The organism is Pseudomonas sp. BMW13 (assembly GCF_013357275.1).
Classification (GTDB): Bacteria; Pseudomonadota; Gammaproteobacteria; order Pseudomonadales; family Pseudomonadaceae; genus Aquipseudomonas; species Aquipseudomonas khazarica.
This window is the reverse complement of record NZ_SUKD01000012.1, coordinates 178,407-192,849: the sequence shown is the minus strand read 5'-3', so window position 1 is coordinate 192,849 and position 14,443 is coordinate 178,407. Positions and strand designations below refer to the sequence as shown.

Sequence of the window (14,443 nt, the reverse complement as noted above, 5' to 3'; positions counted from 1 at the left end):
TTCCCTGTGAAGTGAAACGGAATTAGGTGGACTGACGCTGCAGCTTGCCGCTGAACCAGGCGACGATGCCGCGCTTGTTCGTTTGCGGGGTGCCGAAGCTTTCGGTAATGCGGTCGAGGATGATCGCCAGCAACACCACGGCCATGCCGCTTTCGAAGCCTAGCCCGATATCCAGGCGCTGGATGCTGGCCAGTACGTCGTTGCCCAGGCCACCGGCGCCGACCATCGAGGCGATGATCACCATCGACAGGGCCATCATGATGGTCTGGTTGACGCCCGCCATGATCGACGGCATGGCATTGGGCAGCTGGACCTTGAACAGCAGCTGGCGGCTGGTGCAGCCGAAGGACTGACCGGCTTCGACGATTTCCTTGTTCACCTGGCGGATGCCCAGGCTGGTCAGGCGTACCGCCGGCGGCATGGCGAAGATCACCGTGGCGATGATGCCGGGCACGCGACCCAGGCCGAAGAGCATGGCCGCCGGGATCAGGTAGACGAACGCCGGCATGGTCTGCATGAAGTCGAGGATCGGCCGGATGATGGTCGCCACGCGCTCGCTCCTGGCGGCCCAGATGCCCAGCGGGATGCCCAGCAGCAGGCTGATCAGCGTCGAGGAGAAGGTCAGGCCGAGGGTCACGACGGTCTGCTCCCAGAAGCCGGTCATGACGATGAGGATGAAGGCCACCGCGGTGAACACGGCGAAGCGGGCACCGATGCGCCACAGGCCGAGGGCGACGAAGATGGCGATCAGCAGCCAGGCCGGCGGCAGCATCAGCAGGTTTTCGATGGCTTCGGAGAAGCCGCTGACGACCTGGCCGATGCTGTCGAAGGCACCGCTGTAGTTGTCCAGCAGGTGCTGGACGACGTCGTTGACCCAGCTACCCAGGTCGAGCTTCTTGTCATTCATTGGCTTCACCCTGCAGTCGGGTCAGCAGGCGGCCCTTGCTGATGGCGCCACAGTAGTGGCCTTCGGCGTCGACCACCGGGATCGGCCCCTCGTTGTCCACGAGACGGGTGATGACGTCTTCCAGCGGCATGTCTTCCGGAACGGGAACGACCTGCTTGAGCGCCTCGCTTTCCAGCGGCCTGGGCTCGTCGCCATCGACCATCAGGGCGATCTTCTCCAGGCTGATGGAGCCCTGGAAATTGTTCTGCTCGTCGACGATGAAGGCGTAGTGCTTGTCCAGCGCCTGCAGTTCCTTGCAGATCTTCGCCGCATCCGGCGCCTTGCCGTTGTAGACGTAGGTCGGCACGCTGTCGGCCTTGAGCTGGCCGGCGGTGAGGTAGCGGCTGGTGTCGACGGTGTCGAAGAAGTTGCGCACGTACTCGTTGGCCGGCTTCTCGATCAGCTCCTGCGGGGTGCCGACCTGGATCAGCTTGCCGCCTTCCATGATGCCGATGCGGGTACCGATGCGCATGGCTTCTTCGATGTCGTGGGAAACGAAGATGATGGTGCGGCGATGGGTCTTCTGCAGCTCCAGCAGCACGTCCTGCATTTCGCGGCGCTTGAGCGGGTCGAGGGCGGAGAAGGCCTCGTCCATGATGATCATCGACGGGTTCACCGTCAGCGCGCGGGCCAGGCCAACGCGCTGCTGCATGCCGCCGGAGAGTTCATGCGGGTACTTGTGGGCGAAGGTGTCCAGGCCGACCTGGGTGAGCACGTCCATGGCGCGCTTCTCGCGTTCCTTGCGGCCGACGCCGGCGACTTCGAGGCCGAACGCGGCGTTGTCCAGCACGCTGCGCGAAGGCATCAGGGCGAAGGACTGGAAGACCATGCTCATGTCGCGACGACGCAGGTCGATCAGTTGCGACTGCGGCAGCTTGGCGACGTTCTGGCCATCGATGTAGACATCGCCGGCGCTGGGTTCGACCAGGCGGTTGATGAGGCGGATCAGGGTGGACTTGCCAGAGCCGGAGAGGCCCATGAGAACGAAGATTTCGCCTTCTTCGACACTGAACGAGACATCACTGACGCCGATCACGGCGCCTTTCTCGGCCAGGATCTTCTCCTTGCTCCAGCCTTCCTTGAGCAAGTCGATGGCTTCTTGTGGGTTTGAGCCGAAAACCTTGTACAGGTGTTCGACCACGATCTTTCCAGACTGCATGGGACGTTTCCCCTTCAAGCGATATTCAGGTCACGCTGGCACGGCCGAGCACGCGTCGTCGAAGCGTAGGTCAGCTGTGTCAGGTCTCTGATACCTGTGTGGGTGTTTGCTGAAGTGTCGAGGCTGGTGGGCGTTTCGCTGCTGGCCGGGTTGGTGACACTCGGGCACACCGCAACGCACGCGGCCGTTGGCAGGAACTGCCCGCTGCGTCGTCGCGACCTGTTGATGAGTGACCACTGTCTTGCCGTGCTGCAAACCGCTTTCCAAACCCTCTGGCAGTGTTTCGAAGCCCATTCCCTTGGGATTTCATGCGCCATCCTGGCGCATGCGTACATCCGAAATTTCTTGTTGGGCTGGCGCCCAATCGCGGGGGGGCCAGCGCTTGTTCTGTTCTTCGGTCCGGGGCGGAGGGCCCCGGTCTGCCGCTCTCTCTTGAGATGCGGCAGCGACGTCATCGGCTGACTCAACGATATAGTCTTGGGGTCTGCGCAATTGTCGATTTGCGACCCTGACGTGTTGGGCGACGACATACCCCATCACGTGGTGTGCATTCCCGTCGTTCTGACGTTTTCCGGGCTCCCGATTCCACTGCTCGATGCGCTCTCGAACCGTTTCCGGGCAGGTGCCGGGAGACGGTTTCGAGCGCGTGCCTTAAAAACCTTAACAGACTTTTTTACCCCTTGGCCAAGGCTGGAAGCCGCGCCGGGCGTGGTTCTTGCCCTTCCAGAGTGGCTCAGGCAGCGTATCGCGGGGGCTGTGGCGATGTTGAAAAAAATTTACAGAAAGGTGCATTCGCCCACTCCGTGGCGAGTGAAAACGGCTATCGGTTCGAGCTGACTCGGGAGTCACCCGGACCGCGGAACCGCGCTGCGCGGGAACACGTCGGCGAAGGTGTCTGGGTTTTCTTGTGTTCTTGAAAGATGAGTGATTTTTATCGCTTATTCTCGTCTTTTCGCCGTTTTTCAGTTGCTGGAGGCCAAAGGCGTATCAAAGGCGGTGGTAATCGGCCCGCCCTGGTAGCGGGTGACGCCTTCGAGCCAGCTGGCCACTATCTGCGGGTTCTCCTCGATCCATTGCTTGGCTACGCGCCGGCGGTTGGTATTGCCTTCCAGTACCGCACTCATCAGGTGGTTCTCCGCCGAGATGGTGAAGGTCATGTTGCGAAACAGTCGCGCCAGGTTGGGGCATTGCCGGCTGAAGTCGCCCCGGGCCACGGTATTGACCTGGGCGGCACCGTAGTTGGCGCCGAAGAAGTCGTCACCGCCTGCCAGGTAGTTCATTTTCAGACGCTCGTTCATGGGGTGCGGTTCCCAGCCGAGGAAGACCGCCCACTTGTCCAGGCGCTGGGCGCGCTCGACATGGTTGAGCATGCCGCTCTCGCTGGACTCCACCAGGGTGAAACCGGCAAGGCCGAAGGTGTTGTCGCGGATCATCCCCTTGACCATCTCGTTGCCCTCGTTACCGGGCTCGATCCCGAAGATCTGCCCGCCGAGCTGGTCCTTGAAGCGGTGGATGTCGGCGAAATCCTTCAGTCCGGCCTCGTAGCCTGGCGTCAGCACGGCCAGGGTGTAACGCACCGTCGGCAGGTTGGTGTGCAGTTTTTCGATCTTGCCGCTGTCGAGGTGGTTCTGGACCAGGTCGGCCTGTGCCGGCATCCAGTTACCGAGGAACACATCCAGCTGACCTTCCGACAGGCTGCGGTAGGTATCGGGCAGGGACATGCGCTGCACCTGGGTGCGATAGCCGATTTCCCCGAGTACCAGTCGGGCCACTGCGGTGGTCATGGTGATATCGGTCCAGCCGACATCGCTCAGGCGTACCAGCTCGCAGCGTGCATCTTCGGCGGCTTGCAGCGTGGCGGAGCAGAGCAGGGTGGTGGCGAGCAGCAGCGGGCTAAGTCTGTTCATGAGCAGTCCTGTGTGCGGGGTGGCCAGAGATGGGTAGATCCTCTTGCGGTGCAGCGCGTGCGGGCTATTTCGTAGCAAGAGACAGGCCGCCGGGCCGCCTGAAAAACGACCTCCGCATGCCGAATCGAGACGTGGCCGGTGCGCCTGCCGCGGCGCCGCGCCCGAGCATGCCGGGGTCGGTGTCAGGCGTGATGCGGATGGTGAAAACCCGATCATGGGCAGCGTGCGGCGAGCAGATGTGCAGCCGGATTCCGGCGCGCTCGGGTCGACGCTGTTCGCGTTGCGCAGGCGTCACGCGCGCGGCCTCGCGGGGCTTCGAGAGGTGCGTTCAGATGTGCCGGCGCGTGCTGATCCTTGCTGGTGCAAAGTCGCCCCAGATGGCCCTCTTTCGCGAGATTTTGGTGCGGCCGATACGGGCGCCCAGATCATGCAAAATGACCGGTCGGTCGCGGCTGTTACCGGGCAAGCGTTACTGCGCGAACGGCGCCCCGTAGCACGTTGTCAGACGAGTGCTACCGAAATGCTCAAACCCTCTGCTCACGTGGCTTTGCGTGTGCCTGGGTCGCCTCTTTCCAGGCAGTCCGAGCCGGCATTTTCGCGGTGTGCGTCGCGCGCGATTTATTTTTGAACGCGTAATCAATTTAGGCATGGCCTTTGCGTGAATTTGCATAGCTGCGCGGGTCCCTTGATCGGCGGCAGAACTAGAAGAGAGCCCCTCCTCGAGCGGGGTTCATACCGTGCTTGGCGTGAGGTGTTCATCGATGTCGCAGTTAGGCCAGGGGGGACAACCCCAGAATCGCGTTTCTCAGTCCATCGGCTTCCTGCTTCTGGACAACTTCACCCTGATTTCCCTCGCCTCGGCGGTGGAACCGCTGCGCATGGCCAACCAGCTTTCCGGCAAGGAACTGTTCCGCTGGCACACCCTGACCCACGACGGTCAGCCGGTCAGCGCCAGCGACGGCCTGCAGATCACCCCGGACACGGCCATGCACAACGCGCCGGCGCTGGATGCGGTGATCGTCTGCGGCGGTGTGGACATCCAGCACAGCGTCAAGCGCGAGCACGTCAGCTGGCTGCAACTGCAGGCGCGCCAGGGCCGGCAGCTCGGTGCGGTGTGCACCGGCAGCTGGGCGCTGGCGAAGGCCGGCCTGCTCGATGGCTATGACTGCAGTGTGCACTGGGAATGCCTGGCGTCGATGCAGGAAGCCTTCCCGCGTGCGGCCATCACCACGCGTCTGTTCTCCATCGATCGCAATCGTCACACCAGCTCCGGCGGTACCGCGCCGATGGACATGATGCTGCACCTGATCGGCCAGCAGCATGGTCGTGAACTGGCCGCCGGCATCTCCGAGATGTTCATCTACGAACGCATTCGCAACGAACAGGATCATCAGCGCGTGCCGCTCAAGCACATGCTGGGCAGCAATCAGCCGAAGCTGCAGGAAATCGTCGCCTTGATGGAAGCCAACCTGGAGGAGCCGATCGACCTCGACGAACTGGCCTGCTTCGTCGACATCTCCCGGCGCCAACTGGAGCGCCTGTTCCAGAAATACCTGCACTGCTCGCCGTCGCGTTACTACCTCAAGCTGCGCCTGATTCGCGCACGCCAGCTGCTCAAGCAGACCAGCATGTCGATCATCGAGGTCGCCTCGGTCTGCGGCTTCGTCTCCACCCCACACTTTTCCAAGTGCTACCGCGAGTACTTCGGTATTCCGCCGCGTGACGAGCGCGCGGGTCAGCAGGGCAACAACCTGGTGGTGCTGCTGCCGATCCCCGATCAGCAGGTCAACTCCAGTGCCGTGCTGGCGCTGAACCGAGCCCAGGGCGAGTCGACCTTCGCCAGCGTGCGCATCTGACCGCGCGGCAATGAAAAAGGGGCGCCAGTGGCGCCCCTTTTTTTGCCCCTCCCACGCAGCAGGAGTCTGCTGGGAGGCAGCTTTGCTGTAGCGTTCAGCTGGGCTTGGGCACCAGCGCCGGCAGCAGATGCCGGCTGATGGCCTCGCGCACGTTGGGCAGCAGGGTGGCGCTGCCGCCCAGCAGTTCTTCCACCAGGCGCCGCAGGGCGATGGCGCGCTCGGCGCTGAGCCCGCTGACGGCCAGCTCGCAGGCCTGTTCCGGCGAGGCGCCCGGGGGGATGTTCAGGCCCAGGGCGATCAGGTGTTCGCGGAAGTCTTCCTGGTCGATCAGGTCGGCATGCATCATGGTCGTGGCTCCTCTTGGCAGCGCAGGTCGTCGTTCAGCCGCCTGCTAGCGCAGTACGCCTTCTTCGATCAATAGCTTGAAGATAGCCTCTGCGCCTTCCTGTGGCGAGACATCCTTGAGCACCTGACCGCCGCCGCCACTGGCCTTGGCCGTCGCGGCCTTCATCCGTTCGGCACCGGTCTTGGCCTTGATCACCTTGAGCCGCTTCGGGCGCGGCCTGGCCGGTTGCAGGCTGGCTGCGGCCAGCAGCGGGTCGTCCACCACCGCGACTTCATGCGCCTCGATCAGGCCGCGTCGGGCCGGGCCGAAGGCACTCTGCCGCGCCACGGGGGCGGCATTGTCGACGCTGGCGACACACGGCAGGCGGACCTTGAGGCGTCGCCGCTGGCCACGGGGCAGGGCTTGCAGTACCTGCGCCACGCCATTCTCGACCTTCTCCACTTCGGCCAGGCCGACCACCATCGGCCAGCCCAGGTGCTCGGCGAGGAGGAACGGCAGCATGCCCGACCCCTCGCCGGTTTCCGCCTGGCTGCCGGTCAGGACCAGTTGGGTACGGCTGCCTTGCAGGTAGTCGACCAGCAACGGCAGGGCGTCGGCGCCCTCGGTCTGTTCGAGGACGTCGAGCTGCTCCAGGCCCATGCCCAGGTAGCCGCGCAGCGCTTCGGCCTGTGGGTCGCCGGCATGCAGCAGTTGCAGATTCTGTCCGGCCAGGCGCAGGCCGAGTTCCACCGCGCGGGCGTCCTGTTCGGCGCGGCGCGCCCGTCCCGAGGTCGGGTGTGCGCCAACCGAAACCAGGGCGACGATATTCAGATCAGGCATGGCTCCCCCTTGGCCCGGATGCACTCCGGGGATGGGTTGTGAGGGCTGCGGATTGCATCCGGGCTACGCAGGTTTCAGGCTGCATCGCGCTTGCCCTCCTGGCGCCAGGCGGCGACACGTTCGATCAGCGCCTGGAGGATCAGCGCCGAGTCGCCGATCACCGAGAGGTCGGCACGTTTGATCATGTCGCAGCCGGGGTCCATGTTCACCGCCACCACCTTGTCGCAGGCGCCGATGCCCTGCAGGTGCTGGATGGCGCCGGAGATCCCCACCGCAACGTACACGCGGGCGGTAACCCAGGTGCCGGTGGCGCCGACCTGGCGGTTGCGCGGCATGAAACCGTCGTCCACCGCCACGCGCGAGGCGCCTTCGGTGGCGCCCAGGGCAACTGCGGCCTGGTGGAACAGTTCCCAGTCCTTCACGCCGTTGCCGCCGGAGAGGATGAACTCGGACTCGGCCATGGGAATCTGCGCCGGGTCGACGGCGACGGAACCGAGGTCCTCGATGCGTGGCAGGCTCTGCGCGATCTTGCTGCTGAGCTCCAGCGGGCGCGCCTCATGACGCGTTTCGCTGACCGGCTCGGCGCATTCGGCGGCGGCCAGCAGCAGCCGGGGCAGCGCGCGCTGCAGGTCCTGCTGGCCGCTGCCGGCACGGCCGGTCACCTGTTCGCCAGCTACCTGCCAGACGCGGGTGGCCGGACGCTCGCCGAGCTTGGCGGCCAGGCGTCGGCCCAGCTCGCCACCGCCGGTGCGGCTGTCGGGCAGCAACCAGTGGCGCGGCGCCAGTTGCGCCTCGACGGCGCTGAGGGCGAGCACACGGGCCTCCGGCGCATAGCCGTCGAAGGTGTCGCCGGCGATGCGCAGGATGCGGTCCACGCCGGCGGTATCGAAGGCGCTTTCCTTGTCGTCACCGAACAGCACGGCGACCACTGCACCGCCATCGGCCGCCAGCTTGTGGGCCAGGCCGAGCAGGTCCTTGTCGTGGCTGGAGAGGCGGCCGCCGACCATGTCGGGCACCACCACGATGTGGTAGGCCGGTTGCTCGACCACGTGCAGCGGCAGCTGCACCTCCACGCTGGCGCTCTGTCGTTTGCCACTGGTGCCCTGCTGGGCGCCGCTGCGGTCGATGCGCTTGATGCCGGCCGGGCCGATGAAGCCGGCCGCCAGCGCGTGCGGGTTCTTGCGGATGATGCCGTTGGGGCCCATCCAGCTGGTCTCGGCCTTCTGCATCGACGCATGCAGCGGATGCAGGCGGTTGCGGGCGATCCACTCGGCGCGTGGGTCGCGGCGGATGATGTCGCTCATTGCATGGCCTCCAGACGGTGCGTAGGGCGGGTGCAACCCGCCGGACAGGTGCTGGCGGGTTGCCCCCGCCCTGCGTCGCTCGCGTTCATCACTGCACCTCCGCGGCTGCACGCTGGGCGTTCGGGCGCTTGGCCGGCACTTCGGTGGGCTCGATCAGCACCTCGGCGACCAGTTCGGCGATGTCCTTGATTTCCGGGCGCGGTGCGACCACGCCTTCGAGCATCGCCGTGCACTGCGGGCAGCCGACGGCGACCAGCTCGGCGCCGGTTTCCCTGATGTCGACCATGCGCATGTCGGGGATGCGTTGCTTGCCGGGGATGTCGGTGATCGGCGCGCCGCCACCGCCGCCGCAGCAGCGCGAACGGAAGCCCGAACGTTCCATCTCCCTGACCTCGATGCCGATGGCCCTGAGCACCGCGCGCGGCGCTTCGTACTCGCCGTTGTAGCGACCCAGGTAGCAGGGGTCATGGTAGGTGACGCTGGCGGCCTTGCTCTGCCCGAGGTTGAGCGAGCCATTGCGCACCAGCTCGTCGATGAAGGTGCTGTGGTGCAGCACCTGGTAGTTGCCGCCGAGCGCGCCGTACTCGTTCTTCAGTACGTGGAAACTGTGCGGGTCGCAGCTGACGATGCGCTTGAAGCGGTACTTGGCCATGGTCGCGATATTGCGCTTGGCCAGGTGCTGGAAGGTCGCCTCGTCACCCAGGCGACGGGCCACGTCACCGCTGTCGCGTTCTTCCAGGCCGAGCACGGCGAAGTCGACACCGGCGGTATTGAGGATCTTCACGAAGGCGCGCAGGGTGCGCTGGTTGCGCATGTCGAAGGCGCCGTCACCGACCCAGAACAGCACGTCGGTCTCGCCCTTGTCGGCGAGCAGTGGCAGGTTCAGGTCGGCGGCCCAGTTCAGGCGGCCGCCCGGGTTGAAACCGCCGGGGTTGTCGGTGGCGATCAGGTTGTCCAGCACCTCGGCACCCTTGTTCGGCGTGGCGCCTTTCTCCAGGGTCAGGTGGCGACGCATGTCGACGATGGCGTCGACGTGCTCGATCATCATCGGGCATTCCTCGACGCAGGCGCGGCAGGTGGTGCACGACCACAGCGTTTCGGCATCGACCAGCGCCTTGCCGTGCAGCGAGACGATCGGCTGGTGCGGGCCGCCGCTGTGTTCACCGAGCGGTTTGCCTGGGTAGGGGCTGCCGGCGAACTTGGCGTCGTTGCCGCCCGCCAGGCCGATGACCATGTCCTGGATCAGCTTCTTCGGATTCAGCGGCTGGCCGGCGGCGAAGGCCGGGCACATGGCCTCGCACTTGCCGCACTGCACGCAGGCGTCGAAGCCAAGCAGCTGGTTCCAGGTGAAGTCGCTGGGTTTTTCCACCCCCAGCGGTGCTTTCGGGTCGTTCAGGTCCAGCGCTTTCAGGCCGCTGGAGCGGCCACCAGCGAAACGCTCGGCGCGGCGGTGCCAGGCCAGGTGCAGGGCACCGGCGAAGGCATGTTTCATCGGCCCGCCCCAGGTCATGCCGAAGAACAGCTCGGACACGCCCCAGGCCACGCCAACGGCAAGGAGGATGGCCAGAACCCAGCCACCGAAACCGGCGGGGAGAATGCCGGCCACCGGCAGGGTGGCGATGAAGAAGCTGGCCGCGAACATCAGCAGGCTCTTCGGCAAACGCATCCATGGGCCTTTCGACAGGCGCGACGGCGGGTCCAGACGACGCTTGGCGACGAACAGGGCGCCGCTGAACATCAGCACGGTGGCCGCCAGCAGGGCGAAGCCGAGGATGCGGTTGTGCAGGCCGAAACCGTGCACGAGGATGGCCAGCACGGCTGCCAGGACGAAGCCGCCGGCGGTGGCGACGTGGGTCCTGGACATGTACTTGTCGCGTTCGACCACATGGTGCAGATCGACCAGGTAGCGGCGCGGCATCTGCAGCAGGCCGCCGATCCAGTCGACCTTGGCCGGCCGGCCACGGCGCCACATGAAGAAGCGCTTCAGCGCGCCCAGCACGGCGAGGCCGAGGGCGGCGAAGAGCAGGATGGGAAGTAGAGTGCCAAGCATGGTGAAGCTCCCGCAAGGGTCTTGTAGGAGCCGGCTGGCCAGCGATTCGGACGCGCGAGCAACGCAGTCACGTCATCGTCTGTCGCCGGCAAGCCGGCTCCTACAGGAGGCTGCTTAAAAGTCTTTACAGAGCCGCAGGGCGTCGTAGATCGCCGCGTGCACGTTACGCTGCGCGACGCAGTCGCCGATGCGGAACAGCAGATAGCTGTCGCCCGGCTCGGAGAGGCAGGGCTGCGGCTTGATCGCGAACAGCGCCTCGACGTCGATCTGGCCCTTGTTGCGCGAGCCTTCCTTGAGCGCGTAGTAGAGGCCTTCGTCCGGACGCACGCCGTTCTCCACCACCACCTGGTCGATCACGCGCTCCTCTTTCTGGCCGGTGTACTCGTTCTCGAGTACCGCCACCAGCTTGTCACCCTCGCGGTAGACCTTCTCCAGCATCATGTCACCGGTCATGATGACTTCCTTCGGATACAGGCTGCGGTAGTAGGTGGGGAAGGTGGTACCGCCCATGGCCACGCCCGGCTTGATGTCGTCGGTGACGATCTCGACCTGCGCACCCTTGTCGGCGAGGAAGTCGGCCACCGACATGCCGGTGAATTCGCAGATGGTGTCGTACACCAGCACGTTCTTGCCCGGTGCGACCTTGCCTGCCAGCACGTCCCAGCTGCTCACCACCAGCCCTTCGGCGGCGCCCCAGTGTTCGTTCTGCTCGAGGAAGGAGTGGCCGCCGTTGGCCAGCAGCACGACATCCGGGCGCAGGTCGAGAATGGTCGCCTCGTCCGCCGGAGTGCTCAGGCGCAGGTCGATGCCCAGGCGCGCCAGTTCCAGCTGGTACCAGCGGGTGATGCCGGCGATCTGGTCACGCTGAGGCGCCTTGGCTGCCAGGGTGATCTGCCCGCCCAGCTGGTCCTGCTTCTCGAACAGGGTCACGTCGTGGCCGCGCTCGGCGGCGACGCGCGCCGCTTCCATGCCGGCCGGGCCGCCACCGACGACCACCACCTTGCGCTTGGGCCCGGTGGTTTTCTCGATGATGTGCGGCACGCCCATGTATTCACGGCTGGTCGCAGCGTTCTGGATGCACAGCACGTCCAGGCCCTGGTACTGACGGTCGATGCAGTAGTTGGCACCGACGCACTGCTTGATCTGGTCGACCTGGCCCATCTTGATCTTGGCGATCAGGTGCGGGTCGGCGATGTGCGCGCGGGTCATGCCGACCATGTCGACGTAGCCGCCCTCGAGGATGCGCGTGGCCTGGTTCGGGTCCTTGATGTTCTGCGCGTGCAGCACCGGCACCTTGACCACTTCCTTGATCCCGGCCGCCAGGTGCAGGAAGGGCTCCGGCGGGTAGCTCATGTTGGGGATGACGTTGGCCAGGGTGTTGTGGGTGTCGCAGCCCGAGCCGACCACGCCGATGAAGTCGATCATGCCAGTGGCGTCGTAGTAGGCGGCGATCTGCTTCATGTCCTCGTGGGACAGGCCGTCCGGGTGGAATTCGTCGCCGCAGATGCGCATGCCCACGCAGAAGTCGTCACCGACCTCGGCGCGCACGGCCTTGAGCACTTCCAGGCCGAACTTCATGCGCCCCTCGAAGCTGCCGCCCCATTCGTCGGTACGCTTGTTCACCCGCGGCGACCAGAACTGGTCGATCATGTGCTGGTGCACGGCGGACAGCTCGACGCCATCCAGGCCGCCTTCCTTGGCGCGGCGTGCGGCCTGCGCGTAGTTGCCGATCACGCGCCAGATTTCCTCGACCTCGATGGTCTTGCAGGTGGCGCGGTGCACCGGCTCACGCACGCCGGACGGCGACATCAGGGTCGGCCAGTTGAAGCCGTCCCAGCGCGAGCGACGACCCATGTGGGTAATCTGGATCATGATCTTGGCGCCGTGCTTGTGCATGGCGTCGGCGAGATTCTGGAAGTGCGGGATGATGCGGTCGGTGGACAGGTTCACCGAGCTCCACCATTCCTGCGGGCTGTCGATGGCCACCACCGAGGAGCCGCCGCAGATGGCCAGGCCGATGCCGCCCTTGGCCTTCTCTTCGTAGTATTTGACGTAGCGCTCGGTGGTCATGCCGCCATCGGTGGCGTAGACCTCGGCATGCGCGGTGGAGAGCACGCGGTTGCGGATGGTGAGCTTGCCGATCTGGATCGGCTGGAACATTGCTTCGAAGGCCATTACGGCATCCTCACGGTAAGCGCTGTAGCGGTTCCGCTAGAGGGCTGCCGTCGCGGCTGAGGCCCTCTCGCGGATTTCTTATGGGTGACTCAGAGTGGCCGGGTGATGAACAGCCCGTCGTCATGGCCTTCTTCGGAGCCGCTGTATTCCTGCACGGTGACGGTGCGGATCGGGCTGCCCTTGGCGGCCAGGATCTGGTCGATGGCGCCGGAGAACCAGCCGGTGAACATGTAGTCGACCTTGCGGTTCACCTTGCCGTACACGTAGACGAAGGCCGAATGCTTGAGCTTGACCTCGGCGTAGCCGGTCTCCAGGTCCAGCTTCTGCGTTTCGAACAGGCCCCAGCCGCGCTGCGACAGACGCTTCATGTAGTGCTCGAACACCGCCGCGCCTTCGATGCCATGGCACTCGGCTTCCTTCTCGCACCAATGCCACGCGGACTTGTAGCCGGCCTTGTAGAGGATCTCGGCGTACTTGTCGGCGCCGAGCACTTCCTCGATGCCCATGTGGTTGTTGACGAAGAAGTGGCGCGGCACATACAGCATCGGCAGCGCGTCGGTGGTCCAGACGCCGGTTTCGTCGTCGACCAGGATGGGCATTTCGGGGGCGTGGGTGGACATGTTGGCAACTCCGGAATCAGGTTGTAGGTAGGGTGGATGGCGCTTCATCCATCCACCGCAGCGTTAAGCCCGCCGCGTGCGGGGTTGGTGGATGAAAGAAGCGTCATCCACCCTACGAGATGCAGTCGATTGATTATCGTGAAGGGCTTACTCGCCCCAGACATCGGCCAGAACGCGTACCCAGTTCTCGCCCATGATCTTGCGCACCACGCGTTCGGAATGGCCGCGCCCCAGCAGGGTCTCGGTGAGGTTGGGGAATTCGCCCACGGTGCGGATGCCCAGCGGGTTGATGATCTTGCCGAAGTTGGTCAGGCGACGGGCATAGCCCTTGTCGTGGGTCAGGTACTCGAAGAAGTCCTGGCCGTGGCCCTGGGTGAAGTCGGTGCCGATGCCGATGGCGTCTTCGCCGACGATGTTCATCACGTACTCGATGGCTTCGGCGTAGTCGTCGATGGTCGAGTCGATGCCCTTGGCCAGGAACGGCGCGAACATGGTCACGCCGACGAAGCCGCCGTGGTCGGCGATGAACTTCAGCTCTTCGTCGGACTTGTTGCGCGGGTGCTCCTTCAGGCCGGACGGCAGGCAGTGGGAGTAGGTGACCGGCTTCTTCGATTCGAGGATGACCTCCTCGCTGGTCTTGGAGCCGACGTGCGACAGGTCGCACATGATGCCGACACGGTTCATCTCGGCGACGATCTCGCGGCCGAACCCGGACAGGCCGCCGTCACGCTCGTAGCAGCCGGTGCCGACCAGGTTCTGGGTGTTGTAGCACATCTGCACGATGCCGACGCCGAGCTGCTTGAACACCTCCACGTAGCCGATCTGGTCTTCGAAGGCATGGGCATTCTGGAAGCCGAAGAGGATGCCGGTCTTGCCCAGTTCCTTGGCCTTGCGGATGTCGGCGGTGGTGCGTACCGGCATCACCAGGTCGCTGTTCTCGCGGATCAGCTTGCTGCTGGCGGCGATGCTGTTGACGGTGGCCTGGAAACCCTCCCACACGGACACGGTGCAGTTGGCGGCGGTCAGGCCACCCTTGCGCATGTCTTCGAACAGTTCGCGGTTCCATTTGGCAATGATCAGACCGTCGATGACGATGCTGTCGGCGTGCAATTCGGCTGGGCTCATCAGGCTGTCCCCTTGGGTTCTTCTGCGCCGAATCGACTGTCGGCGCTTTGGGGGGAGCATATCCCCGGGACTTTGGGCGCTATCGCGTAAAAACGACTGGGGTATTGCCGAAAACGTCAAACCGGTCGCGGATAGA

At 64.9% G+C, this 14,443-nt stretch carries 11 protein-coding genes; 1 reads left to right on the top strand and 10 read right to left on the bottom strand.

The genetic code is table 11. The features are described from left to right. Window positions 1-22: 22 nt before the first annotated feature. The 3 genes from E4487_RS09960 to E4487_RS09950 all read right to left on the bottom strand — a co-directional run bounded on the left by E4487_RS09960 (window position 23) and on the right by E4487_RS09950 (window position 4,012). Window positions 23-907, bottom strand: coding sequence for a proline/glycine betaine ABC transporter permease (locus tag E4487_RS09960; RefSeq protein ID WP_037049993.1), 885 nt, complete (start codon window positions 905-907; stop codon window positions 23-25). Next, window positions 900-2,105 carry a glycine betaine/L-proline ABC transporter ATP-binding protein gene (locus tag E4487_RS09955; RefSeq protein ID WP_037049990.1) on the bottom strand — a complete coding sequence of 402 codons (1,206 nt, stop codon included), beginning with the start codon at window positions 2,103-2,105 and terminating at the stop codon, window positions 900-902. Before E4487_RS09955 ends, E4487_RS09960 begins: the two co-directional genes overlap by 8 nt. Window positions 2,106-3,067: 962 nt before the next feature. Then, window positions 3,068-4,012 carry an ABC transporter substrate-binding protein gene (locus E4487_RS09950; RefSeq protein ID WP_134676142.1) on the bottom strand — a complete coding sequence of 315 codons (945 nt, stop codon included), beginning with the start codon at window positions 4,010-4,012 and terminating at the stop codon, window positions 3,068-3,070. A gap of 761 nt (window positions 4,013-4,773) precedes the next feature. On the opposite strand from E4487_RS09950, the gene E4487_RS09945 reads away from it, so the two are divergent. Continuing rightward, window positions 4,774-5,868: a GlxA family transcriptional regulator gene (locus E4487_RS09945; protein WP_037049985.1), complete on the top strand. Its 1,095-nt coding sequence runs from the start codon at window positions 4,774-4,776 to the stop codon at window positions 5,866-5,868. Between the two features lie 94 nt (window positions 5,869-5,962). Here E4487_RS09945 and E4487_RS09940 read toward each other — a convergent pair whose 3' ends face one another. The 7 genes from E4487_RS09940 to E4487_RS09910 form a co-directional block, all read right to left on the bottom strand. Beyond that, on the bottom strand, window positions 5,963-6,214 hold the full coding sequence (locus E4487_RS09940) for a hypothetical protein (protein WP_037049983.1): 252 nt from the start codon (window positions 6,212-6,214) through the stop codon (window positions 5,963-5,965). A 45-nt stretch (window positions 6,215-6,259) separates the two neighbouring features. Beyond that, complete coding sequence (locus E4487_RS09935; RefSeq protein WP_037049981.1) at window positions 6,260-7,033, bottom strand: electron transfer flavoprotein subunit beta; 774 nt, start codon at window positions 7,031-7,033, stop codon at window positions 6,260-6,262. Window positions 7,034-7,107: 74 nt separating this feature from the next. Beyond that, entirely contained in the window at window positions 7,108-8,337 is a 1,230-nt protein-coding gene (locus E4487_RS09930; RefSeq protein ID WP_037049978.1) for an electron transfer flavoprotein subunit alpha/FixB family protein, read from the bottom strand. Window positions 8,338-8,425: 88 nt separating this feature from the next. Beyond that, window positions 8,426-10,387: a dimethylglycine demethylation protein DgcB gene (dgcB, locus tag E4487_RS09925; RefSeq protein ID WP_175253254.1), complete on the bottom strand. Its 1,962-nt coding sequence runs from the start codon at window positions 10,385-10,387 to the stop codon at window positions 8,426-8,428. A gap of 114 nt (window positions 10,388-10,501) precedes the next feature. Continuing rightward, window positions 10,502-12,562, bottom strand: a complete 2,061-nt coding sequence (gene dgcA, locus E4487_RS09920; RefSeq protein WP_175253253.1) for a dimethylglycine demethylation protein DgcA — start codon at window positions 12,560-12,562, stop codon at window positions 10,502-10,504. Window positions 12,563-12,651: 89 nt separating this feature from the next. Further along, window positions 12,652-13,182: a DUF5943 domain-containing protein gene (locus tag E4487_RS09915; RefSeq protein ID WP_037049967.1), complete on the bottom strand. Its 531-nt coding sequence runs from the start codon at window positions 13,180-13,182 to the stop codon at window positions 12,652-12,654. Between the two features lie 147 nt (window positions 13,183-13,329). After that, window positions 13,330-14,307 carry a dipeptidase gene (locus tag E4487_RS09910; RefSeq protein ID WP_037049964.1) on the bottom strand — a complete coding sequence of 326 codons (978 nt, stop codon included), beginning with the start codon at window positions 14,305-14,307 and terminating at the stop codon, window positions 13,330-13,332. Between the last annotated feature and the right edge of the window lie 136 nt (window positions 14,308-14,443).